We start from the raw sequence: 23088 nt of genomic DNA, 5'->3' as shown, positions 1-23088 counted from the left end.
CCGCATTCGGCACATTCCCTCACGCGGCGTCACATTATCAACGAGGTCCGTTGCGGCGCAGCCCGAATGGCCGAGGCGGCGGCAGTGCGGCGACACCGACCGCGATCACCGCGAGGACTGCGGGGAGTTGCGCCCACAGCGAGCCGCCCATGTAGCCGCCCGACGCGCGCCATGGGCCGGTCGACAGGGCTGCTGCGGACAGTGCCGTGCCGACGCCTGCGATTACTACGAGCGCCCGGGGTGCGACCTGTGGATAGAACCGGACGGCGGCGAGAATGGCTGCGGTGACGAGGGTTCCGACCGGACCGGCGATCAGCGTTGCCGCTGCCGCGAGGCCCAGCGCGCCGAGCCAACGCGCGCCCCAGGTTCGTGGCGTGGAATCCGGCACGTGGGCAACGGCATCCGGGCTGATGGTGCGCGAGCCGGAGACAGCCGAGGCATCGATGGCGGGGGTGGCCGAGCCTGAGATGGCTGCGGCATCCGACGATGCGGTGTTGCGGCCGGGCGTCGTGGGCGCTGCGCTGGCGGGTGCCGTGCCGACGGCCTCGGGCGCGATGTTCAGCTCGGCGCCAACCGGTTTCGCGGGACGGGCGCGCCGCGGAATCGCCAAAGCTATCAGCGGCACTAGCAGCAGGAGACCGCCGAAGATGCCGAGGCGGTACCAGCGGTCGATGGGGAACGACACGGTGACCGGACCGGTGCCGCCGGGTGGCAGCAGCCAGGCTTGCTGCCAGCCGTCGATCACCACGGGCTCGAGGGGCTTTCCGTCGGAAGTTGTTGCCTGCCAGCCGACGTTGGTGCTCAGCGGCAGCACGAGCACGCGGGTGCCGGGCGAGGGCGCGGCCGGTGCGGCGAGCCCGGTGCGCTCGAGGCGGAGCCGGTCGACGAAGAACAGGTCGGTCGGCCCGACGGTGACGTCGGCGCGGCCCTGCGAAAGTCCGAGCGCACCGGGATCGGGCTGCAGTGCAGCGTCATCCGCGCAGACGCGTGCGGGAACCGGAGCGCCGGAGCGAAGTTCCGCCGCGGTCGCGGTGACGGTGGTGCGCCGTAGCTGTCCGTCGATGTTGATGGTCGGGCCGATTTCGCACGGGACGGTGATCTCCCGGTCGAGGGCGGCGGGCGCGGGATAGTCCGGACCGAGTACCGAGACCTCGGCCAGTCCCGCAGGCTGCGTGAGCGCGAAGCCGAGCGCCGTCCTGTCCAGGACAGGCTGCCAGTCCCGGATGCTGAGTTCGATGCGATCGGTCACGATGGGGTGCAGCGAGATTCGGGCAGGCGCGCCTGCGGTGCGCTTGTCCAGCTCACGTACTTGGGGGCCGTCGCCGAGGTTGACCACCACCGAGGTGGGTGCGGCGGGCAGGCCGCCGAGCGACGGGGTCAGCTCCAGCCCGGTCACCAGCGCGGGGGCAGGCAGCTCGATCGTCAGGGTGGGTTTGGCACCGGTCAGCACCCGCACCGAGTCCTCGGGGCGGTCCAACTGGTGCGCGGATCGCCATCGGTCGCGGCGAACGCGGCGCCGCGCAGGTCTCCGACGTCGGCCTTGCCCCTGGCGACCGGGCGGTCATGGTCGGTGAGCAGCGCCTCCAGTGCGGGGCCCTGCCGGGTCCGGACGGTCAGCTCCGGCGTGACGGACATGGGCTCGGGCACCGACAGCGTGCGCTGGAAGGTGCCGGGTTCCTCGGGTGCCAACGCGAGGCCCTTGCTGCAGCGCACTCGGTCCGGCGAATCGAAACAGGCACTGCGCCCGGGGAATTCCTGCCCGAGATCCCACGCCTGGATCTGCGCGCCCGCCGGTGTCGGCGGGAGCACCGTCCGGTGCCGGATGTCCACGGGGACCGGTTGGTCACGGACGGAATAGTCGTCGAGCGCGATCTCGCTGATGCCGAACTGCCCACCGCGCTTGCCGTTTTCGGTGCGGATGGCAGTGATGGTGACCCACTGCGTCTTGCCCGCGGGCAGCGAAACCGACACCGGCGTACCGGGTTCGGGAATGCGGGTACCCACGGTGCCGTTGGCGGTGCGCACCTCGACCCACTTCACCGGGTCGCCGATAGCGGCCGCACTGGTGCTGAAGCTCAGTTGACCGACCCGGATCGGTTGGTCCAGATCGAGCCGAAGCCATTGTCCGAGCGCGTGTTCGGAACCGTTGCTGATCCACGCGGTGGCCGGATCACCGTCGACGACGGCCGCGGTGGAGCTGCCCGGTGCGGCACCGCCGAGCTGGGTGGCGTCGGCGGCCGAGCTGGACGCGGTGACCGTCGCGCCCGTCCATTCCCCGCGCACCAGGTCGGTGCCGGGCACCGGGTAGTCGGGCACCAGGTTGTGGGTGCGGCGGGCATCATCAGGCGCGCGAAGGGCGGAATTGTGGTTGTCGACGCGACCGAAGTCGGCTTCCCGGTCCATCGGGGTGTCGGTGACGGTTAACGGTCCGATCGGCAGTCCGGCGCGCCTCGCGTCGGCGGCGAGCAGGGCGGGTGTCTCGCTGCTGCCCGGGTCGCGGTACAGGCGTTCGAGCACTTCCGGGCCGCCCTGCACCACGGGTACCGCGTCGAGCGGCACCGTGTACGCGCCGGGGAACGACGGCGGCGCACCGGTTCCGTTGCGCACCTCGGCAGATGTACCCGGCGTTGGTGTCTGCACCCGGTAGATCTCGACCGCCGGGTAGGCAGGCCGCAGATCACCATCCGCGACCAGATCCTCGGCGATGACCGCGGATTCGATCGGCGCACCGAACTCCGCCACCTTCGCCAGGCCGGGGGAACCGTCGATCGCCCGGTGCGCCAGCATCGGCCGGGTCGAGCGCGATGTCTCGGCATCGAGATCGTTGCGCAACACCAGGATCCCGATGCCCTGCCCGGCCAGGGTCGCCGCGAGTCCGTTCGACGGTCTGCCGTCGGCGATGAGCCGCTGCACCGAGTCCATCGCGCGGATGGTGCCCGGCGGGTTCAGCGGCACGGCGTCGCGGACCGCCCACGGCGTGCTCGCCAACGCCTGCAACGGTTCGTCGCGCGTCAGTCCCCAGACCTGACTACCGAAGGGGGCGCCGGGCACGACCAGTGCCCTGGTGTCGGAAGCGTTGTCCTGCAGCCAGTCCGCCGTCTGCTGCCAATACGCGGGCACCTTGTCGTAGGCGCCGCGCGGGGCCAGCTTGCCGGTCCAGGCCAGCGAGGTGGACAGGGCCAGGGCGGTGAGGATCAGCGCGGCCACCGCGACGGCACGGTCGCGCTCCGGATGCGCGAACGCGCTGCGCCACACCGGCATCGGCACCGAGGCGGGCAGTGGCACCCGGGCCAGCAGCTGGGCGAGGCCGAGCACCAACGGGATTCGGATCAGCGGTTCCAGCTTGTGCACATTGCGTAACGGCGCCCCACCGGAATCCAGGAACAGCCGCACCGATTCCGCGAACGGCCCGCCCAGCTCACCGACGTAGCCTGCGCAGATGCCGACCAGCCCGACGCACAGGATCAGTGTCAGCCGACCGCGGTACGGCATGGACCGCATCGCCAGTCCGGCCATGCCCGCCGCCGCCAGCAGCCCGGTGGCGAGCACCGCGGCGGGCTGGGTGACCAGCACCGCGCCCGCGATGCGCTCGGGCGAGACGAACGGCGTCCAACTGTCCGTGCCGCGCAGCACCTCGGCGAGCGAGGCCCATTGCGTTGTCACACCGGAGGACTCGATGTAGTCCAGGAACGGCGGGCTCACCTTGCCGAGCAACAGCAGCGGCACCGCCCACCAGAACGTGGCGAGCACCAGCAGCGGCACCCAGGCCCTGGTGAATCGCCACCACTGCTTGTTCGGCCGATACGACGCCCACCACAGCAGCGCGGGCAGGAACGCCGCGACCGTGGCGACGGCATTGACCGATCCCATCAGCGCGAGTGCCAGCGCGCTTCCGGCCGCCGATTCGGCACCACCGCGCCGCCTGCGGTCCGCCGGCCGATCGGCGTCCGCGTCGGTCTCGGCCCGCGCAGGGTCGTCACCGCGCGACGAATCGGAATCTGCCGCGTGCGGGCCTCGGTGAATCGCGTCCGAGGACTGCCGCGCACCACCTGGATCGACCGTGCGTCGTCGATTCCGATAGCGGATGCCCAGCGCCGCGGGCGCCAGCAACACCCACGGTGCCAGCATCATCGGCAGCGTCTCCGACGAGATGGAGCCGAGCGTGGTGAGCACCCGTGGGGACAGCGCGAACGCGGTCGCGGCGATGATGCGGGAGCCGCGGGTGCCGATGCCGCGGGTCTCGCAGAGCCGGATGATGCCCCAGAAACCGGCGATCAGCAGCAGTGCCCACCAGATGCGCTGGGTGGCCCAGGCGGGCAGGCCGAGCACATGGCCGAGCGAGAAGAACGCGCCGTGCGGGAAGAAGTAGCCGTAAGCCTGGTTCTGCACCTGACCCATTGGGGCCTGGCTGCTCCACAGGTGGCTGGCGCGTTCGAGGAAGCCAAGCGGGTTCTGCGCCAGGTCGTATTTGGTGTCGGCGACCGTGCGTCCCGGCGCCTGCAGGAAGGTCAGCAGGAACGCCGCGAGCACCGTCCCGGCGAACCAGCGTCTACCGAGCGGCGCGGTGTTGTGCCGCCGCGCCGCCGGTCCGAGCGAGTCGGTGGGTGAAGCGGGGGTCAGCGGCTCAGCGACTGCCGTACTCGACGTTGTTCAGCAACGAGGAGTCCTTGTCGCCGGAGCGGTCGATGTCGGGACGCGAGTTCTGCTGCACCGCCACCGTGACGAGGAGCACCGCGATCACGCCGAGTACGGCGCCGCCGACAGCACTCGCAACACCAGGAACAGCAAACTTCATTGCGGCACTCCAATACATCGATGCAGGCACATTCCCGGTCAACCTAGCAGCCCGCAACCGTATCCGGTGCGTTCAGCCCGCCGATTGTCGGTCGGCAGTCCGGTTGCGGCGGCGATCACCGGGGATTCCCGGTGCTATCAACGGTCCGGTCGAGCGCGCCGGATCAGTGTGCGGGGATGGCGCAGTGCAGTCCACCGAGCAACGTGCGGAGCTTGGCCGTGGTTTCGTCGAGTTCGGCTTTCGGGTCCGAGGCCGCGACGATGCCGCCGCCCGCGTAGGCGTGCACGGTGCGTTCGTCGGCCGACAGTTCCGCGCAGCGGATGGCGACCACCCACGAGCCGTCACCGCGCGCGTCGCACCAGCCGACCGCGCCACCGTAGAAACCTCGGTCCTCCTCCAGGTCGGCGATCGTGTCGAGCGCGAGGTCGGTCGGGGTGCCGCAGACGGCGGGCGTGGGATGCAGCAGCAGCGCCAGCTCGAGCGCGGTGGTCGCCGGGTCGCGCAGCCGCCCGGTGATGGGGGTGGCGAGGTGCCAGACCTCGGGCGTGCTGATCAGTTCCGGACCGTCGGGGATGGACAGTTCGGCGCAGACCGGGCCGAGTTTCTCCCGGATCCATTCGATGACGAAGGCATGCTCGGCGCGATTCTTGGTGCTGGACAGCAGCTCTCGCGCCTGGACGGCATCGGCACCCGGGTCGGCGAGCCGGGGCATGGTGCCGGCCAATGGCCGCAGCGTGACCGTTTCACCGTGCCGGGCGATCAGCACCTCGGGCGTGGCACCGACCAGCGTCGCACCCGTCCGCCCGGCGGGGGACAGGTCGACGGCGAACACATTGGCGTGTGGATGCCTGGTCAGCAAGTGCGCGGCCACAAGCTGGGGGTCCAACGCCGCGGCCGCCTCGGCCATCACCGACCGGGCGGCGACCACCTTGCGCAGTGGTTGCGCCGGATCGTTCAGCTGCTCAACGAGTTTCGTCACACGCGCGATATGTTCAGCGGCGCTGGGGATTTCGGTCACGAACTGGACGGCGGGCAGGTCGGGAAGGGCAGCGGGTCGCCACGGTCCCGCGGTGTGCCGCGCGTGTTCGGGCACCGTGAGCGCGGCAGGCCTGCGCGGATCGAACGGCAACGCACCGACGATCAGTTCAGCGGTGCCGTCCCGCAGCGCGGCGATCGCGGGCTCCGCCTCGTCGAAGGCGACCCGGCTCCCGGACGTCCGGACGACCCCATCCGGCTGAGCAAGCAGGAATCCATCCATAGTCCCTCGACCTTAACTCCGCCCCCACCCCCGAAACCCGCGCCGTGAGCGCCCTCACGAAGCGACCTCGGCCGTGCTCCGCGGCTGTGTCTTCGCCTCGCTCGCTCACCTCGAAGCAACAACGCGCGGTCGCACCCGCACTTACCCGGTTTTGGCGGCGGGCTCCTTGCCTGGCGGGACCATCAGGACCGGGCGGTGACAGTGCTTGAGGACCGCGTCGGCAACGCTGCTGTGCATCAGGGCGCGAATGCCGGTGGCACCCCGGGTGCCCGCGACGATGATGTCGACGTCCAGGTCGTCGGCGCATTCGACGATGGCGTTCCAGATGGTCGTCGTGCATTCGGCGGTGCGCGCCTCGGCGTTGAGCCCGGCGAGTTTGGCCAGCCGGACACCCTCGGTGTTGATGGTGCGGGCGTCGACGTAGGCGACGTCCTCGATCTCGTCGTCGGGCACCCATTCCGGCTGCATCACCCCGGACAACCCGGACAGGCGGGCGGCTTGGCGCACCATCGGCTCCCATGCGGTGAGCACGATCGCTCTGTTCGCACTGAGGAACCGCCCGGCGTATTCGATGGCCCGCTTGGCGTTCTCGGACCCATCGTAGGCAATGAGCATCAAGTCGCAGGGCACGATGACCTCCTGGTGGGAGACTCACGGCTATTGAACAAGGCTACCCTGGCCGAGCCCGGCCTACTTGCTGGCGCGCGGGATCAGTACGGTTTACTTCCATGCGGAAGACGCCCCTGCTCGTGCTCGCCGTGCTGGCCGCCGTCGCGACCGCCTGCTCGTCCGGCGGTGGCGCCGACCCGGCGCCGTCGCAAGCGGCGGCGCCCGATTCGACGTCCGAATCGTCCACGCAGGCAACAACATCCGCGAAGCCGGATTGCACGGCCGGATATCTCGGGCAATTCACGCTGCGGCAGAAGCTGGCGCAGCTGCTGACCGTCGGCGTCACCGGCGCCGACGACGCCGCGAATGTGGTGGGCACCGAACAGGTCGGCGGGATCTTCGTCGGCGGCTGGACCGATCTCACGCTGCTGAGCGACGGCAGGCTCGAGCAGATCAAGCAGTCGGCCAAGGTGCCGCTCATGGTGACCATCGACGAAGAAGGCGGCCGCGTCTCCCGGGTGAAGAACCTGATCGGCGCCGCGCCCTCGGCCAGGGCCACCGTCGACGCGATGACCGCCGAACAGTTCCACGACGCCACCCTGACCAGGGGCCGCGCGCTGAAGGACCTCGGTGTGACGGTGAACTTCGCCCCCGATGTCGATGTGAGCGCCCAGCCCGCCGATTCCGTCATCGGCGACCGCTCCTTCTCCGACGATCCCGCCGTGGTCACCCGCTACGCCGACGCCTATATCCGCGCCATGCGTGAGGTCGGCGTCGGCACCGTGCTCAAGCACTTTCCCGGCCACGGGTCCGGCTCGGGCGATTCGCACCGCGGCGCGGTCCGCACACCACCGCTGGAGAGCATGCAGACCGTCGATCTCGTCCCGTTCCGCGCGCTGATCGGGTCCGGCGCGGGCGTGATGGTCGGTCACCTCGATGTCCCCGGCCTCACCACCCCCGACGTGCCCGCGAGCATCAGCCCGCAGGTGATGACCTTGCTGCGGGAGGGGCGCGGTTACGGCGCCGCCCCGTTCCAGGGGCCGATCTTCACCGATGATCTGGGCGGCATGGCCGCGATCACCAATCGGCTGTCCATCGCGGACGCGGTGGAGGCCGCGCTGGTCGCCGGGGCGGACAACGCGCTCTGGATCACCACCGACGCGGTGCCCAGCGTGCTCGATCAGCTCGAGCAGGCGGTGTCCACGGGTCGCTTGCCCGCCGCGCAGGTGGACGCGTCGGTGCTGCGGATGGCGGCGTTCAAGGGAGCGCTACCGCGCTGCTGAGGCCCGGTTCCCGCGACTGATGAGCAAATGCGACCCGCGGAACTTACCTTGGAGTAATATGTGAACTTCACCGTGCGGTAGGAGAGTGGATGGCGGGCGGAACGAAGCGACTTCCTCGAGCGGTTCGTGAGCAGCAGATGCTCGACGCCGCGGTCGAGGTGTTCTCGCGGAAAGGCTTCCACGATACGTCGATGGACGCCATCGCCGCCGAGGCCAAGATATCGAAGCCGATGCTGTACCTGTACTACGGGTCCAAGGACGAACTGTTCCGCGCCTGCATCCAGCGCGAGGGACTGCGCTTCATCGAATCGGTGGTGCCCGCAGGAAATCCCCAGCTGACCCCGCACGAGCAGGTACGGGTCGCGCTGGAAGGTTTCCTCGGCTTCGTGGACCGCAACCGGCGCTCCTGGCAGGTGCTCTACCGGCAGGCCATCGGTCAGCAGGCGTTCGCCTCGGAGATCGAGAACGCCCGCGAGCGCGTCATCGAATTGACCGCCAAGCTGCTGGAATCCAGCGCCAAACACCCCGAGCCCGGCACCAATTTCGACATTGTCGCGGCCGCTGTGATCGGCGCCGGCGAGGCCATCGCGGACCGGGTGGCCAGCGGACGGATCGAGGTGGCCGAGGCGGTCGACCTGCTCGACGATCTCGCATGGCGCGGTCTGGCCGGGCGCAAGAAGGCGGAGTAGCACCGGCTCGCCACGGTGGCGGAAGTGGCGGGTACCGGTTGCCGTGCCGTTAACGGCCTGCCAGAGTGCGGTGATCAACAAGTACAGACCGGCTCTGCGCGGAACGGGCCGGGGAGAACGGGGCGGAATTGTTCGGGTTGCTCAGGCCGTGTGCGCACGGCGCGGCGAAGTACGGCATCGATGCGGCCGAGTGGCGCACACATATGTGCGGGCTGTGTCTGGGGCTGCGGGACGAGCACGGTCAAATGGCCCGTGCGACAACGAATGTCGACGCGATTGTGCTGAGCATGCTCACCGAGGCGCAGTCCGCGGGCGCGGTCGAGCGCACCACGGCGGGGCGGTGTGCCCTGCGCGGGATGCAACGCGCGTCGGTCGCGGCCGCGACTTCGCCGGGTGTGCGACTGGCCACGACGGCGTCACTGCTGCTGGCCTCGGCCAAGGTCCGCGACCACGTGGACGACGGCGATGCGTCCGCACTGGCCCGCACGCCGATGGCGAAGGCGGCGAGTCGCTGGGCCGGACAGGCGCGGCTGAGCGCGCAGCGCATCGGGTTGGATGTCGAACCCCTCGTCGCCGCGTTGAGCGCACAGACGGGGTTGGAGCAGGCGGCGACCGCCGGTGGGGCGGATTCGTTGGCGCGGTTGACCGAGCCGACCCAGCTCTGCGCATCCGAGTTCTTCGCGCACACAGCGGTTTTGGCGGATCGCCCGGCCAACGTCGACGCATTGCGCGCCGCCGGTTGGCAATTCGGCCGGATCGCGCACCTGGCCGACGCCGTGCAGGACTACGAGCAGGACCTGACCCGCGGCCGGTTCAACCCGCTCGCCGCCACCGGAACGACCATGCCGCAGGCGTACGACTTACTGCGGGAATCGGATTCACGGCTGCGCGAGGCAGTAGCCGAAGCCGAGCTCGATGCCGTCCCCACGGTGCGCTGGATGCTGCTCGACCCGCTGGCCGGTGTGCTGCGCCGACTCGGCCGAGGGATCGGCACGGTAGCCGGCCACGCCTGCGGGATCTCGCACGACAGCACCGACGTTCAAATGAGCGCGCGACGCACCCGGCATCGTCGTCCGGGTATCGGCGAGTCGCTGGCCCTCATCCTCGGCGGGTACTGCACCGGGTACGCCTGCTGTGCCGAGCACACCCAGCCGTGCACCGGCGAGCGCAAGGACGCTTGGCTCAAGGACTGCAACGGCGATTGCGGCGACTGCTGTCACTGCGATTGCTGCGGCTGCGACTGCTGACTGCATCGCGCCGCCAGGTCATGCAACGAGCGGAGCCGCGCCTCTCGTGAAAGAGGCGCGGCTCCACTATTTCTCGAATCTCAGCGCAGCGTCGCGGTGAGGTGCGGGAACCCCTTCTTCGGGTTCAGCACGGCCAGATCCCAGCCGCCCGCCACCTGATCCGCGTACACGTTCACCGTCGACGGCAGGAAGATCGGCTTGCCGAACTTCACCGAGTAGGTGGTCTTGCCCGGTACCCGGCCCTCGATCGTGCCGAGGATGTGCGCGGCCGACCACATGCCGTGCGCGATCGGCTTCGGGAACCCGAAAGCTTTGGCGCCCAACGCCGAGGTGTGGATCGGGTTGTGATCACCCGAGGCTGCGGCGTACTGGTTGATCGTCTTCTGATCGACCCGCCAGGTGCGCAGCGGCGGCAGCGGAACCTCTTCCGGCTTGGGCTCCGGCTTCGGCCCGCCCGAGAGCGAGGTGCGCTGCTGGTGCAGGAAGGTGGTGACCTGCCGCCACACCAGCTCGCGGCCGACACTGATCTCGGTGATCGCGTCCACCAGCAGCCCCTTCGGGTGCTCCCGCAGATTCTCGATGTGCGCCTTGATATCCAGCGGCTCGCTCACCGAGATGTCGCGGGTCCGCTCGATCACGTTCTCCGCGTGCACCGCACCGACCGCGACGAACGGAAAGTCGCGCTGCACAACGAGTTGCATCACGATCGGAAAGGTGAGGATGAACGGGTAGGTCAGCGGCAGAGCATCGCCGAACCGCAGGCCGGTGGCCCGGCAGTACGCGGCCAGATGATCCGGATCGACCTGCAGGCCGTCGAGCTTGCTGGCTCGATCCGGCAGCGTCGTCTTACGCGCCGAAACCAGCGGCAGCGGAACCGCTCCCAGCGCGGCCTTCAGATACAGCGGGCCGTTCTTGGGGGTTTCGGTGAGCGAGATCAGTTCGGTCATCATGCTCCGATCAGGCTCTGACCGCAGACGCGAACCACGTTGCCGGTCACCGCGTTCGACGCCGGGCTGGCGAAGTAGGCGATGGTCTCGGCGACGTCGACGGTCTGCCCGCCCTGCAGCAGCGAGCTCATCAGCCTGCCCGCCTCGCGGGTGGCCAGCGGGATGGCGGCGGTCATCGCGGTCTCGATGAAGCCGGGCGCCACCGCGTTGATGGTGATGCCCTTCTCCGCCAGCTTCGGCGCCTCGGCGTCGACCATGCCGATGACACCGGCCTTGGAGGTGCCGTAGTTGGTCTGGCCCCGGTTGCCCGCGATGCCCGCGATGGAGGACACGTCGATCACCCGGCCGCCCTCCTTCAGCGCGCCACGGGCGACCAGGCCCTCGGTGATCCGGTGCGGCGCCGCGAGATTCACGTTGAGCACCGAGTTCCATCGGCCGTCGTCCATGTTGGCGAGCAGCTTGTCCCTGGTGATGCCCGCGTTGTGCACCACGATGTCGATGCCGCCGAAGCGCTCGGTGGCGAACTCGGCCAGCTTCTCCGCGGCGTCGGGTGCCGTCACGTCCAGCGCGAGTGCCGTGCCGCCGACCTTGTTCGCGGTCTGCGACAGTGCCTCACCGGCGGCCGGGATGTCGGCGACGATCACCGTCGCGCCGTCGCGGGCGAACACCTCGGCGATGGTCGCGCCGATGCCGCGCGCGGCACCGGTGACCACGGCGACCTTGCCCTCGAGCGGGCGATCCCAGCTGGTCGGCGGGGTGGCGTCGTCCTTGCCGACCCGGATGACCTGGCCGTCGACGAACGCCGACTTGGCCGAGAGCAGGAAGCGCAGCGTCGACTCCAGGCCGGACGCGCCCGCGGCGGCCTCCGGGTGCAGGTACACCAGTTGGGCGGTGGCGCCACGCAGCAGCTCCTTGGCCACCGAGCGGGTGAAGCCCTCGAGTGCGCGCTGCGCGATCTGCTCGTCCACGCTCGACGTCAGCTCGGGGGTGGTGCCGATGACGACGATGCGCCCGGACGCGGCGATGGTGCGCATGGCGGGCTGGAAGAATTCGTAGAGCTGGGACAGGTCTTCGATGGACCCGATGCCGGTCGCGTCGAACACCAGCGCGCCGAGCTTCGTTCCCGCGCTGGGCGAGTCGACGAAGGTGCAGTCCGACAGCAGAGCGCGCACCGGCTCGGCGACCCGACCCTTGCCGCCGAGCAGCACGGGGCCGGGCAGGGCGGGCTCGCCCTGCTTGTAGCGGCGCAGATTCTCCGGCTGCGGCAGTCCCAGCTTGCTCGCCAGGAACTGGCCGGGGGCCGAGTGGACGAACGATCCGTAGAGGTTGGGAGCACCCTTACTCTTGCTGGCAGCCACTGTTCCTACCTTTTCTGTGTTGACAGGCGGCGTGCACGGTCCCTGGCGAGGTTACGCAAGCTACCCCCGCCACCGACTCTCGCTCACGCCGCGATGTTCAGTTCTCGGGTCTGGGTGGTACCCGGCAGTGGACACGCTGGCACACATTTGCGGGGTACGGTGTCGACAACAAACTTACTCCAGAGTAAGTTTAATGTAAACCAACCGCGACGGGGCGCCGATCTGTGGAGATTTCCACGCGGACTCCGGAGCGCCGAACATCCCCAACGAGACCTGGAGACTCGAGTGACAACCAAATCCCGTTCGGCGAAGAGCACCGCCAAGACCGGTAAGACCACCCGCCCGGTCGCGATCGTGGGCGGCAACCGGATTCCGTTCGCTCGCTCCGACAAGGCGTACGCGCACGCCTCCAACCAGGACATGTTCACCGCCGCGCTGGACGGCCTGGTCAGCCGCTTCGGCCTGCAGGGCGAGCGGCTCGGCATGGTGGTCGGCGGCGCCGTCCTGAAGCGGGTCGGCGAGCACGGCATGATCCGCGAGAGCGTGCTCGGCAGCAAGCTCAGCCCCTACACCCCGGCCCACGATCTGCAGCTGGCCTGCGGCACCGGTCTCCAGGCCGTCGTCACCGTCGGTGACGCGATTGCCCAGGGCCGCATCGAGGCCGGCGTCGGCGGCGGCACCGACACCACCTCGGACGCCCCGATCGGGGTCAGCGAGGGCATGCGCGAATGGATGCTCGACGCCAACCGCGCCAAGACCAACAAGGACCGGCTCAAGCTGGTCGGCCAGCTGCGCCCCGGCATGCTCGGCATCGAGATCCCGCGCAACGCCGAGCCGCGCACCGGCCTGTCCATGGGTGAGCACGCCGCCATCACCGCCAAGGAATTCGCCGTCCCGCGCGAGGCCCAGGACGAGCTGGCCTACCTGTCGCACAAGAACATGGCCGCCGCCTACGATCGCGGTTTCTTCGACGACCTGGTCACCCCGTTCCTCGGGCTGACCCGCGACGACAACCTGCGTCCCGGCTCGACCGTGGAGAAGCTGGCCACCCTCAAGCCGGTGTTCGGTGTCAAGGCCGGTGACGCCACCATGACCGCGGGCAACTCCACTCCGCTGACCGACGGCGCCTCCACGGTGCTGCTGTCCAGCGAGGAATGGGCCACCGAGCGCAATCTGCCGGTGCTCGCCCACCTGGTCGACAGCGAGGTCGCGGCGGTCGATTACATCCACGGCCCGGACGGCCTGCTGATGGCCCCCACCTACGCGGTGCCGCGGATGCTCGCCCGAAACGGCCTGACCCTGCAGGACTTCGACTACTACGAGATCCACGAGGCGTTCGCCTCGGTGGTGCTCGCCACGCTCACCGCGTGGGAGTCCGACGCGTACTGCAAGGAGCGCCTCGGCCTGGACGGCGCGCTCGGCTCGATCGACCGCAGCAAGCTCAACGTCAACGGTTCATCGCTGGCGGCGGGTCACCCGTTCGCCGCGACCGGTGGCCGCATCGTCGCCTCGACCGCGAAGATGCTGGCGGAGAAGGGATCCGGCCGCGCGCTGATCTCCATCTGTGCCGCCGGTGGACAGGGCGTCGTCGCCATCATCGAGCGGTAGCGCCGGCAAACAACTGACAGCAGGTGGCACCCGGTCCTCGGGTGCCACCTTTTTCGGTCAGCGCACCAAACTGCCTCGGGCCGCGGCGAATCGGACCACGCCCGGTGCGAAGCGTCCGAAGACGTACTGCAGCCTGGCTTCCGGGGTCACCGGGACGACGTCCTTGTTTTTCCGCACCGCCCGCAGGATCTGCTTCGCGACCTTCTCCGGCCCGTACCCGCGCAACCGGTACAGCCGGTCGTAGAGCTGCTGTCTGCGCTGCTCCTCCTCGGCCGAGACACCGGATATACGGGTGTTGCGGACGATGTCGGTGTGCACGATGCCGGGGCAGATGGTGCTGACACCGATTCCGCTGCTTGCCAATTCGGTGCGTAGGCAGTCGGAGAACATGAACACTGCGGCTTTGCTGGTTGAGTACGCCGAGAAGGCCTGCTGCGGGGTGTAGGCGGCCATGCTGGACAGGTTGACGATGTGTCCGCCGAGTCCGCGCTCGGCCATCGGGCCCGCGAAGGCGCGACAGCCGTTGACGACGCCGTGCAGGTTGACCGCGAGTACCCGGTCGAAGTCGGCCGAGGAGGTGTCGAGGAATTTTCCGGCCTGTCCGATGCCCGCGTTGTTGATCAGGATGTCGGGCACGCCGTGCTCGCCGATCACCCCGTCGGCATGCTTGCGCACCGCCGACTCGTCGGAAACGTCCAGCTCGTAGGCGTAGCCGGTACCACCCGCCTGCGCGATCAGCGCCACGGTCGCCTCCGCCGCGATCCCGTTGATGTCGGACACCACGACCTCGGCGCCTTCGCGCGCGAAGGCCAGCGCGGTCGCCCGGCCGATCCCGCTGCCGCCGCCGGTGATCACGACCAGTTGATCCTCGAACGGCTTGCGCGGCAACCCCATCCGCCCCCGGCGCAGGGTCCGGGTGTGCGATGCACCGGACACCGCGTCGATCAACTCCACGGCGGCCGAGGCGAGCAGCTGCGGGTGCGAGAACGGCAGCCAGTGCCCGCCTTTCACCACGCGCAGCCAGACCTGATCGGCCCACCGGTCCTCGTCGGCGTAACTCGACTGCCGCACCGCGGGATCACGGGTGCCGACGATGATCTGAGTAGGGACCGTGGTGAATTGGTCGCGGTCCCGCAGCGGATTCGCGGCCCAGGTGGACCGGTAGATGCGGAGCCCGTTCGCCATGTCCTGCTTGAAGGTCGGCGCCAGGTGGATCTGCTCCGGCGCCGCGCCTTCGGTGGCGGAAAGCATGGCGCGCCACCGTTGTTCGCTCATCCCCAGCTTGATCGCGGCCTGCGGCAGTACCGGCAGTGCGAGGAAGGTCGAGTAGGCGAAGGAGCCGAGCTGGGCCAGTGGCAATGCGATATTGCGCGGTGTCGGCCTGGCGAGGCGGCTGCGTGCCCACTTGCTCACGTGCGCGATGCTCGGTCCGGAGACCGAGGTGAACGACGCGATCAAACGTTGCGCGTCAGGGCGGCAGACGATTTCCCAGGTGGCGACGCTGCCCCAGTCGTGTGCGAGCACGTGCACCGGCTCGTCGCCGCCGAGTGCTTCGATCACCGCGACGTAGTCCGAGGCCAGCGTCGTGGTCGAAATGGCCGCTGTGCCCGGCGGGTTGGACGATTCGCCGTGTCCGCGGTTGTCCACGCTCAACACTCGGAACCGCTCGGTGAGCTCGGGCACGACGTTGTCCCACAGGTGATGGGAGTCCGGCCAGCCGTGCAGCAGCAGGATCGTCGGCCCGCCCGGATTGCCTTGTTCATAGACGGCGAGGTCGGCCTCGCCGTTGCGGACCACATGTTTCTCGGCCATGGATTCACCCCACTATCCGGGCCGCGCGGGTCGCGGTCCGTGGACGTAGCTGTCCGAACCATTCTGTCTGAGACGGTGGGTTTCGGGTAGTCCCCAGGGGTCGCACGACTTGCTCGTCGTTGCTGTGAGTTATCTCATTCGGTACGGATCGCCTTTTTGCTCATATTTGCTGTGTTAAACGTCCGCGTTAGTAGCTACTAGCTCGCAACTTTCGTGTTACAGGTCTTCTTCAGTTGCTGATCATTTGTCATATCGTGTCTTGCGACGGGGCTGATCTCTGTGTTTACCTGCACGTCACCTACTGTGCTACCGGTGCTTGTTAATCGAGATGGCGTTATATCACTGCACGATCGACGGGCAGCTACCGGCAGAACATCTCTTCGGCTTAACGAATAACTCGAATCGAGCTAGCAGAGAGGAAGGCTGAACAGCTGATGCGAATCGGTATAGCGCTGCGCGCCACCGCACTGGCGCTGGCGGCCGCGGTCGGTCTCGGACTCGCGGCAACGGCCCCGGCCACAGCGGCGGGCGAGGTGGACCGCTACCTGGATCTGCCGCTGGTGAACCGGGATGCCGCGTCGAGCCCCGGCGGTGTCAACCCCGAACTGCCCTACGACGCGGCCGAGCTGCGCGGGCTACTGGACGAGGCGCGCGGCCAAGGCGTGGCGCCCGCCCGGTATGCCGCCCTGCTCTATCAGTACTGGCTCGTCGCCGCGACGAACAAGGCGGGCATCGACCTGCGGTCCTGGGATCCGCGCGCGGGCGTCGAGGCCAACCGCAACAACCTGATCAGGTCTTATCGCTACTACGAAGACCTGCAGTTGAACCACCGCGAGCTGCAGTGGGCGGGGATGGGCGGGCAGGTCGGCGCCGATTTCGGCGGCGGGCTGCTCGATTTCGAGCTGATGGGCAACCTCTACGGTCTGCCCGGCCTCTCCGAATCCGCGCGCGGCATCATCGCGGCGGTCGACCAGGCGGCCGGACCGCAAGCGGTGGCCCAACTTCCGCGCGGACTGATGGCGCTGGCCGAGGCGGGCTCCCAGATCACGCCGGAAGACCTGCGCTACCTCATCGGATTGATCCTGGTGATGCAGAAGAACATCTTCTCGGACCTGATGCCCATGCACGAGGCCTACGTCACCGAGGGCCTGCCCGCGCTGGAGGAGTTCCAGGCCGCCGGGTTGTTCGGTGCTGACATCATGGAAGCTTGGCGCGGGGTGGCCTCCGGTGACTACGACCGGATCGCCTCGGGCAACGGAACTTTGCTTCGCCGGGAACAGGAGTGGGTGATCGGGGCGCAGTGGGACGAGGCGCGCGGCTATAAGGGCAGCGTCGGCGAGGCGATCACCTACGCCAGCGGTGCCGCGGGCTCACCCTCGGTCGCGGGGGTGGCCCCGCCGCGGGAGTTCCATCCGGTGCGAATCCCGTTCACCATGGCCGATGGCAGGCCCGCCCTGCTGACCCTGCCACTGCCGGAATGGAATTGGTCGGAGTTCGGCCCGCGCTGGGATTACATCAACTCGGAGCTGCTGCCCAAGTACAAGTTCCAGGTCGAGAACAACTGGCCCGCATTGGAAGCCGTGATGCGTACGCCCTATGAGATCCAGATGGAGTCGCACCGCCCGCTGCTGAACATTCCGCAGCTGCTCGACTCCGCGGCCAGGCAGATTCAGGTAACCCCGATCGACACGATGGCGGTGCGCTAGATGAAACGCTTCACCGTGGCCGTTGCGACGGCCGCTTCGTTGGTACTCTCCGCGGGAACCGCCGCGGCGCAGACGGAGATGCCGACGCCCGGACTGGACCGCGTCTTCAACGGTTTCGTCGTCGGCCAGATCCAAGGCGCGCAACCGGTTCCGCCGGATCAGGCGTTCCAGGCATTGCTCGCCAACGACCCGTTCTACGAAGAGCCGCCGCTGACCGGTGCCGAGCAGCCGGGAACGCTGCTGAAGGCCAAGAAGGTCGACGTGATGTTCCTCGGCATCACGCCGCCCGACATCGAGGCGTACAAGCTGATGTACGTGACCACCGGCATCGACGGCGTCACCCCGATGATCAGCACCGGCATCCTGATGATTCCCAATCACGGTGTCCCCGTGGGCGAGAAGAAACTGATCTCCTATCAGGAGGCCAACGACAGCGTCGGCTGGTCCTGTCACCCCAGCACCCAGTGGACCGGTGGCGACCCGCTGGACGGCTCGTCCTGGTCGGCGCTCGGCCCGCTGGCGCTGATGTTCGACAAGGGCTACGCGGTGATGATCTCCGATGTCGGCAACGACGGAGATCGCAAGCCGCACGGCGTCTTCGCCGGCAAGTTCGCCGCGCACGCCCAACTCGACGGTGTCCGTGCGGCTTTGGCCCATCGCGAGGCCGGACTCGATCCGCAGGCCCAGATCGCGCTGTTCGGCATCGCGGGCGGCGGGGTCGGCGCGGGCTTCTCGGCCGAGCTGCAGCCCACGTACGCGCCGGAACTCGACGTGAAATCCGCCGTCCTGGAGGGGATGGTGGTCAACCCGCGCAACTTCATGCGGGTCGCCGACGGCTCGGTCGGCTCCGGCTTCGCACTGGCCACCCTGCTCGGCCTGGAGCCCGCGTACCCGGAGATGGAGGTGAACGCGAAGCTCAACCCGGCAGGCGTCGGGCTGGCGAACGCCTTCCGCACCCAGTGCCAGACGCCTGCCTACTTCGGGCTGCCGTTCCTGCCGCTGAACACCCTGTTCAACTCCGGCCTCAGCCCCGCCGACGAACCGGCGTTCCAGCGCGCGTTCGAGGACAACATCCTCGGCCGCTCCGGCACGCCGAAGGCGAAGGTGGCCATCACCTCCTGCGCCGCCGACGACTCGCTCATGTCGCTGGTGCCCGCCAAGGACTCCCGTGAGCTGGCCGACATCTATCGGGCAGGCGGCACCGAGGTGACCTATCAGCCGACCGACTGCAGCATGGTCCGCATGCTCACCGACCTCTACGGCTGGGGCACCGACCTGTTCGGCATGCAGACGATCGACTGGATCGACCGCAACTTCGACTGAAAGGACTTGCCGGTCATGGCATTTCTCTACGGCATCAATTATCTGTTCTGGTTCGGTCCGCTGGCCGTGGCCAAGCTGCTGGCGCAGGCCGCAGGCTTCTGATCCGCTGAGCGCGGCTCCCGCATACCGCGGGAGCCGCGTTCGCGCGTTACGCCCCGGGTAGCTCGTTGTGCCCGCCGAACGCTTTGCGCATGGCCGAGAGCATCTTGTCCGCGTAGAGCGCCTCGCCGCGCGAGGAGAACCGCTGGAACAGGGCGGCCGCGAGCACCGGCACCGGAACGCCGGTGTCGATGGCGGCGTCGATCGTCCACCGGCCCTCGCCGGAATCGGAGACCCGGCCGCTGTAGGAATCGAGGTTCGGATCGGCGTGCAGCGCGCTCGCGGTGAGGTCCAGCAACCAGGAGGCGACCACCGAGCCGCGCCGCCACACCTCGGTCACCTCGGGCACGTCGATGTCGTAGCGGTAGTACTCGGGGTGCTCGAGCGGTGTCTCCTCGGCGGAGAACTCGCCGTCGTGCTCGGCGCCGTAATTGGCCCGGTGCAGGATGTTCAGGCCCTCCGCGTACGCGGCCATCGCGCCGTACTCGATGCCGTTGTGCACCATCTTGACGAAGTGTCCCGCGCCGGCCGGGCCGCAGTGCAGGTAGCCCTGCTCGGCCATCGACGGCTCGCCGGTGCGTCCCGGCGTCCGCTCGGCCGCCTCGACGCCGGGGGCGATGGATTTCAGCAGCGGATCGAGATACTTCACCGGCTCGGCCTCGCCGCCGATCATCAGGCAGAAGCCGCGTTGCAGACCGAAAACGCCGCCCGAGGTGCCGATGTCCACATAGTGGATGCCCTTGGGCTGCAACTGCTCGGCCCGCTTGATGTCCTCGTGGTAGCGGCTGTTGCCGCCGTCGATGATGATGTCGCCGGGCTCGAGCAGCTCGGCCACCTGGTCGATGACGGCGCCCGTGGCGCCCGCCGGGATCATTACCCACACCACCCGCGGCGTCTCCAAGGTGCGCACGAATTCGGCGAGGTCGGTGCTGCCCTGGAAGTCGTCACCCAGCTCCTGGCGCAGCACGTCGATCTGGTGCGGACGACGTTCGTAGCCGACGGCGGTGTGCCCGTCCTTGACGATGCGGCGCACGATATTGGCGCCCATACGTCCGAGGCCGATCATTCCCAGCTGCATGCCATCCCTCTCCTCGTGTGTGCGGTGGCCGGACACTCGTTCGTCCTCGATTGTCCCGCCTCGATCCGATCCTGGTCCGTCCGGCTGTGTAACGCACGGTGCGCCGCACCGATAATCAGATCGGCTCCGCGTAGTTGCCAGACCCCCGACCCGGCAACTGCGCGGGGCCCTTTGCGTGGCCCACCGGGTTCTTTGCAAGGAATTAGCTGTAGATCAGTGCTCACCTGACGTTGTCGCTGGGGCGCACTATCGTTGGCGGAGACTCGCACCCAGCGAGTCCCAACTCAACCGAACGGGGAGGACGGTTCGTGACGAGCCAGTCGAGCACCGGACGCCGCGGCCAACAACCGGCGGGCGAGGTCGGTTTACGCCAGCTGCTCGAATCGGCCCAGGCCAACGGGGCGCAGCAGCCCCAGGAGTGGGGCGGGGATTCTGCCCCCACCGAACCGCTACAGGTCACCCCGACCAGGCGCGCCACCCATCGGGCGAAGCCGGGCGAGCGCCCTGCGCCGCCGACCCGTCGTCCCATCTCCGGTCCTCCGGCAAAGCGGCTGAATCGCACCGTGCTGAAGCGGGCCGGCCTCGCGGTCGGTGCGGTGCTCGCGGTGACCGGCCTCGCCTACGCGGTCGATCTGGTGCTCTCCTCGGGCGAGGTGCCGCGCGGCACGGTCGTCGCGGGCGTCGACGTCGGCGGCCTGGACACCGAGGCCGCAGACGCGAAGTTGCGCGCCGAGCTCGCCCCGCGCGCAGACCGGGAACTGCCGCTGCGCATCGGTGACGTGCAGACCAGGCTCGTCCCCGCCGCCGCGGGGCTGACCGTCGACTGGGACGGCACCTGGGCGCGCATCGGCAAGCAGCCGCTCGACCCGATCACCCGGCTGACCTCGTTCTTCACCACCCGCGATGTCGCGGTGGCCAGCGCCGTCGACGACGCCGCGCTGGATAGCCAGTTGACGGCGCTACGCGTGCACGACAGACCCTCGGTCGAAGGCACCATCGCCTTCGACAAAGCGCGGCCGGTGGCGGTCGCCCCGGTCCCCGGCCGCGTGCTGGACACCCCGGCCGCACGCACCGACCTGATCGACAAGTGGATCACCGGTGCCGCGCTGGACCTTCCGGTGCACCCCGCACCGCTCACCGTCCGCCCGGACGCGGTCGACCAAGCCCTGCGCGAGGTGGCCGAGCCCGCGGTGCGCGCGCCGATCGTCTTCGCGGGCAAGGGCGGGTCGGCCAAGCTCGATCCCGAGCAGATCGCGTCGGTGCTGTCCTTCGCGCCCGACGGTCAAGGCGGGCTCGCCATGGCCGTCGATCAAAACGTCGCGGTCGGTTTGCTGGCGCCGCAGCTGGCGCCCTCGGAGATCGAGGCGAAGGACGCGACGTTCGCACTCACCGGCGGCAAACCGACCGTGGTGCCCGCGGTCGTCGGTGACAAAATCAACTGGCCGAAGACCTTCGAGCAATTCGCCGCGCTGCTCGCCGCACCGCAGGAGCGGACCGGCCAGGCGATCTACGAAAAAGTGGAGCCGAAGCTGACCACCGAGGCGGCCAAGGGGCTCGGCGTGGTCGAGACCATGGGCACCTTCACCACCAACGGCTTCAGCGGCCCGTCCGGGGTGAACATCAAGGTGGTTGCCAGGAAGGTGAACGGCGCGGTCGTGAAGCCGGGAGATACCTTCTCGCTCAACGACTTCACCGGCCCGCGCGGTACCGCCGAGGGCTACGTGGAGTCCGGCATCATCGATCACGGCAGGCCGAGCACCGCCGTCGGCGGCGGCATCAGTCAGTTCGCCACCACCCTCTACAACGCCGCGTACTTCGCGGGTATGGAGGACGCGGGCCACACCGAGCACAGCTACTACATCTCCCGTTACCCGGCCGCGCGCGAGGCGACCGTCTTCGACGGCGCGATCGATCTGCGCTTCCGCAACAACACCCCGCATGGCGTCTTCATCGAGGCCGTCACCACCGATTCCGAAGTGACCGTTCGACTCTGGGGCACCAAGACCCTGAACGTCGAGTCGGTGACCGGTGAGAAGACCAAGCCGACCGAGCCGACCACCATCAAGCTTCCGAAGGGCAAGGACTGCATCGCCTCCGAGGGCGCCCCCGGCTTCACCATCTCCGACACCCGAATCATCACCGACCGGCGCTCCGGCCGCGAGGTCTCCCGGACCACCCGGACGGTCAAATACGATCCGATCCCCGTCGTGAAATGTGAGTGACCGCAACAACTCCTGGGCAACGCCCGTCCCCGCCGACGAGCCGCACGCCGCCGCCTTCCGGCCGCTGTGTGCGGCTCGAGCCAACTTCCGGCTATCTCACAGCGCGCCGCTGGTTAGCCCGGCGAGCCACGAATCATTCTGCGGCAGGGCGACTTTGGTGGGCGACCCCCCGGCGAATGGGATATAACTACGCCAGATTCCGGGACGCCAGTCCGGTTCTGTCTCGGAGTGGGGCTCAAGGTTGAGCGAAGTGAAGGGGATAACAGTCGTGGACCAGATCGACTCAGTCAGACCGTTTGCGGCAGGGCGGGGAAACAACGCCGCAGTCACGCTGGGTACGGCTATCGGGGATGAAGTCGCCCGGCGGGTTGTGCAGGGCAAGGGCACGCTGTGTGACGTCGTGCTCGCGGCGTGGGTGATGGGCGTGGATCCGGTCGAGGCGGTGCTGCAGTACGCCGAAGCGGCCACCGGAGTGATCGTCGACGACGCCGTGGTGGTCATCGACGGCGGTGCCGATCCACGCTGCGCATAAACGTTTTCGCGGCGCGGCAGTAGGGTGCCGGCGCGGTTTCATTACACGGCGTGCGCCGATGTCAGGGTGTGAAGTGTTGCGCCGCATCGGTTCGCCGATCGTCTTTTCGACTCACTGTCCCGCGCAATAGCTTTCGCACCGCCGAGACCAGGTGGTGACGGCAGTGTGGGTGATGTTCGGTTGTGTGCGTTACTCCGCGGGGCGTTCGACGTCGCGCAGCGCGAGCGCCACGAACTCCCGCATCGGGATGTCCAGTGCGGTGCACAACGCGTGCAGCTGCTGCATGTCCGGCGACCGGTCGCCGTTCTCGAAGCGCTGAATCGTGCTGACCCCGAGGCCGGTCAGCGCCGCGAGTTGCGGACGCGTCAGGGCCCGCCGAGCCCGAGCTGCCCTGAGCTCTGCTCCTACTGCGCGATTGATGTCCGAAGGTACCTTTTCCACACCCATATGGACCATTCTGAGGTCCGAACGGCTACCTGGCAAACGACATGCCGTAAAAACACCAAGGTTTCCCACAGGTCT

Annotated in this window: 18 protein-coding genes; 8 read left to right on the top strand and 10 right to left on the bottom strand. The window is 68.6% G+C overall.

Annotation, left to right across the window (positions count from 1 at the left end; genetic code table 11):
- Positions 1–37 precede the first annotated feature (37 nt).
- The 5 genes from DMB37_RS19590 to DMB37_RS19570 all read right to left on the bottom strand — a co-directional run bounded on the left by DMB37_RS19590 (position 38) and on the right by DMB37_RS19570 (position 6683).
- Positions 38–1477: a hypothetical protein gene (locus DMB37_RS19590; protein ID WP_135233963.1), complete on the bottom strand. Its 1440-nt coding sequence runs from the start codon at positions 1475–1477 to the stop codon at positions 38–40.
- Entirely contained in the window at positions 1444–4530 is a 3087-nt protein-coding gene (locus DMB37_RS19585; RefSeq protein ID WP_135233962.1) for an alpha-(1->3)-arabinofuranosyltransferase, read from the bottom strand. Before DMB37_RS19585 ends, DMB37_RS19590 begins: the two co-directional genes overlap by 34 nt.
- Before the next feature lie 94 nt (positions 4531–4624).
- Complete coding sequence (locus DMB37_RS19580; RefSeq protein ID WP_083894819.1) at positions 4625–4795, bottom strand: DUF2613 domain-containing protein; 171 nt, start codon at positions 4793–4795, stop codon at positions 4625–4627.
- Between the two features lie 163 nt (positions 4796–4958).
- Positions 4959–6053: an isochorismate synthase MenF gene (locus DMB37_RS19575; protein WP_135233961.1), complete on the bottom strand. Its 1095-nt coding sequence runs from the start codon at positions 6051–6053 to the stop codon at positions 4959–4961.
- A gap of 141 nt (positions 6054–6194) precedes the next feature.
- Positions 6195–6683, bottom strand: a complete 489-nt coding sequence (locus tag DMB37_RS19570; RefSeq protein ID WP_107653285.1) for a universal stress protein — start codon at positions 6681–6683, stop codon at positions 6195–6197.
- Between the two features lie 98 nt (positions 6684–6781).
- Between DMB37_RS19570 and DMB37_RS19565 the strand changes: the two genes are divergently transcribed.
- The 3 genes from DMB37_RS19565 to DMB37_RS19555 all read left to right on the top strand — a co-directional run bounded on the left by DMB37_RS19565 (position 6782) and on the right by DMB37_RS19555 (position 9881).
- The gene (locus tag DMB37_RS19565; RefSeq protein ID WP_135233960.1) at positions 6782–7945 is read left to right on the top strand and encodes a glycoside hydrolase family 3 N-terminal domain-containing protein; all 1164 of its coding nucleotides are present in this window, start codon (positions 6782–6784) and stop codon (positions 7943–7945) included.
- Between the two features lie 89 nt (positions 7946–8034).
- The gene (locus tag DMB37_RS19560) at positions 8035–8634 is read left to right on the top strand and encodes a TetR/AcrR family transcriptional regulator (protein WP_107653283.1); all 600 of its coding nucleotides are present in this window, start codon (positions 8035–8037) and stop codon (positions 8632–8634) included.
- Between the two features lie 128 nt (positions 8635–8762).
- Positions 8763–9881 (top strand): DUF5685 family protein, encoded by a 1119-nt coding sequence (locus DMB37_RS19555; RefSeq protein ID WP_135233959.1) that lies wholly within the window; start codon positions 8763–8765, stop codon positions 9879–9881.
- 80 nt (positions 9882–9961) lie between these two features.
- Here DMB37_RS19555 and DMB37_RS19550 read toward each other — a convergent pair whose 3' ends face one another.
- Positions 9962–10831 (bottom strand): MaoC family dehydratase, encoded by an 870-nt coding sequence (locus DMB37_RS19550; RefSeq protein WP_135233958.1) that lies wholly within the window; start codon positions 10829–10831, stop codon positions 9962–9964.
- On the bottom strand, positions 10828–12186 hold the full coding sequence (locus DMB37_RS19545) for a 3-oxoacyl-ACP reductase (protein ID WP_135233957.1): 1359 nt from the start codon (positions 12184–12186) through the stop codon (positions 10828–10830). The genes DMB37_RS19550 and DMB37_RS19545 overlap by 4 nt, the downstream gene beginning before the upstream one ends.
- Positions 12187–12471: 285 nt before the next feature.
- Here DMB37_RS19545 and DMB37_RS19540 point away from each other — a divergent pair, with 285 nt between their 5' ends.
- Positions 12472–13794 (top strand): acetyl-CoA C-acetyltransferase, encoded by a 1323-nt coding sequence (locus tag DMB37_RS19540; protein WP_135233956.1) that lies wholly within the window; start codon positions 12472–12474, stop codon positions 13792–13794.
- A 57-nt stretch (positions 13795–13851) separates the two neighbouring features.
- On the opposite strand, the gene DMB37_RS19535 is transcribed toward DMB37_RS19540, so the two are convergent.
- A complete protein-coding gene (locus DMB37_RS19535) occupies positions 13852–15606 on the bottom strand; it encodes an SDR family oxidoreductase (RefSeq protein ID WP_135233955.1) in 1755 nt (584 codons plus the stop codon).
- A 434-nt stretch (positions 15607–16040) separates the two neighbouring features.
- Here DMB37_RS19535 and DMB37_RS19530 point away from each other — a divergent pair, with 434 nt between their 5' ends.
- Together DMB37_RS19530 and DMB37_RS19525 are read left to right on the top strand one after the other, a co-directional pair.
- Positions 16041–17312 carry a hypothetical protein gene (locus DMB37_RS19530; protein WP_135233954.1) on the top strand — a complete coding sequence of 424 codons (1272 nt, stop codon included), beginning with the start codon at positions 16041–16043 and terminating at the stop codon, positions 17310–17312.
- Entirely contained in the window at positions 17313–18635 is a 1323-nt protein-coding gene (locus DMB37_RS19525) for a lipase family protein (RefSeq protein WP_135233953.1), read from the top strand. It abuts the gene before it with no gap.
- A 148-nt stretch (positions 18636–18783) separates the two neighbouring features.
- On the opposite strand, the gene gnd is transcribed toward DMB37_RS19525, so the two are convergent.
- The gene (gene gnd, locus DMB37_RS19520) at positions 18784–19812 is read right to left on the bottom strand and encodes a phosphogluconate dehydrogenase (NAD(+)-dependent, decarboxylating) (RefSeq protein WP_135233952.1); all 1029 of its coding nucleotides are present in this window, start codon (positions 19810–19812) and stop codon (positions 18784–18786) included.
- Positions 19813–20120: 308 nt separating this feature from the next.
- On the opposite strand from gnd, the gene DMB37_RS19515 reads away from it, so the two are divergent.
- Complete coding sequence (locus DMB37_RS19515) at positions 20121–22034, top strand: VanW family protein (protein WP_135233951.1); 1914 nt, start codon at positions 20121–20123, stop codon at positions 22032–22034.
- Between the two features lie 268 nt (positions 22035–22302).
- Complete coding sequence (locus DMB37_RS19510) at positions 22303–22566, top strand: hypothetical protein (protein ID WP_135233950.1); 264 nt, start codon at positions 22303–22305, stop codon at positions 22564–22566.
- Between the two features lie 189 nt (positions 22567–22755).
- Here the strand turns inward: DMB37_RS19510 and DMB37_RS19505 are convergent, their stop codons facing one another.
- Positions 22756–23013, bottom strand: a complete 258-nt coding sequence (locus DMB37_RS19505) for a helix-turn-helix domain-containing protein (RefSeq protein ID WP_159080089.1) — start codon at positions 23011–23013, stop codon at positions 22756–22758.
- Positions 23014–23088 lie beyond the last annotated feature (75 nt).

It is taken from the genome of Nocardia sp. CS682 (assembly GCF_004634405.1).
Taxonomy (GTDB): Bacteria; Actinomycetota; Actinomycetes; order Mycobacteriales; family Mycobacteriaceae; genus Nocardia; species Nocardia ninae.
This window is presented reverse-complemented; position numbering and strand designations above follow the sequence as displayed.

Excerpts from the sequence above, each read along its gene's own strand:
- DMB37_RS19575 (WP_135233961.1), bottom strand. The coding sequence starts at position 6,053 with ATGGATGGATTCCTGCTTGCTCAGCCGGATGGGGTCGTCCGGACGTCC.
- DMB37_RS19550 (WP_135233958.1), bottom strand. The coding sequence starts at position 10,831 with ATGATGACCGAACTGATCTCGCTCACCGAAACCCCCAAGAACGGCCCG.
- DMB37_RS19535 (WP_135233955.1), bottom strand. The coding sequence starts at position 15,606 with ATGGCCGAGAAACATGTGGTCCGCAACGGCGAGGCCGACCTCGCCGTC.
- DMB37_RS19565 (WP_135233960.1), top strand. The coding sequence starts at position 6,782 with ATGCGGAAGACGCCCCTGCTCGTGCTCGCCGTGCTGGCCGCCGTCGCG.
- DMB37_RS19530 (WP_135233954.1), top strand. The coding sequence starts at position 16,041 with ATGCGAATCGGTATAGCGCTGCGCGCCACCGCACTGGCGCTGGCGGCC.
- DMB37_RS19560 (WP_107653283.1), top strand. The coding sequence starts at position 8,035 with ATGGCGGGCGGAACGAAGCGACTTCCTCGAGCGGTTCGTGAGCAGCAG.
- gnd (WP_135233952.1), bottom strand. The coding sequence starts at position 19,812 with ATGCAGCTGGGAATGATCGGCCTCGGACGTATGGGCGCCAATATCGTG.
- DMB37_RS19580 (WP_083894819.1), bottom strand. The coding sequence starts at position 4,795 with ATGAAGTTTGCTGTTCCTGGTGTTGCGAGTGCTGTCGGCGGCGCCGTA.
- DMB37_RS19505 (WP_159080089.1), bottom strand. The coding sequence starts at position 23,013 with ATGGGTGTGGAAAAGGTACCTTCGGACATCAATCGCGCAGTAGGAGCA.
- DMB37_RS19525 (WP_135233953.1), top strand. The coding sequence starts at position 17,313 with ATGAAACGCTTCACCGTGGCCGTTGCGACGGCCGCTTCGTTGGTACTC.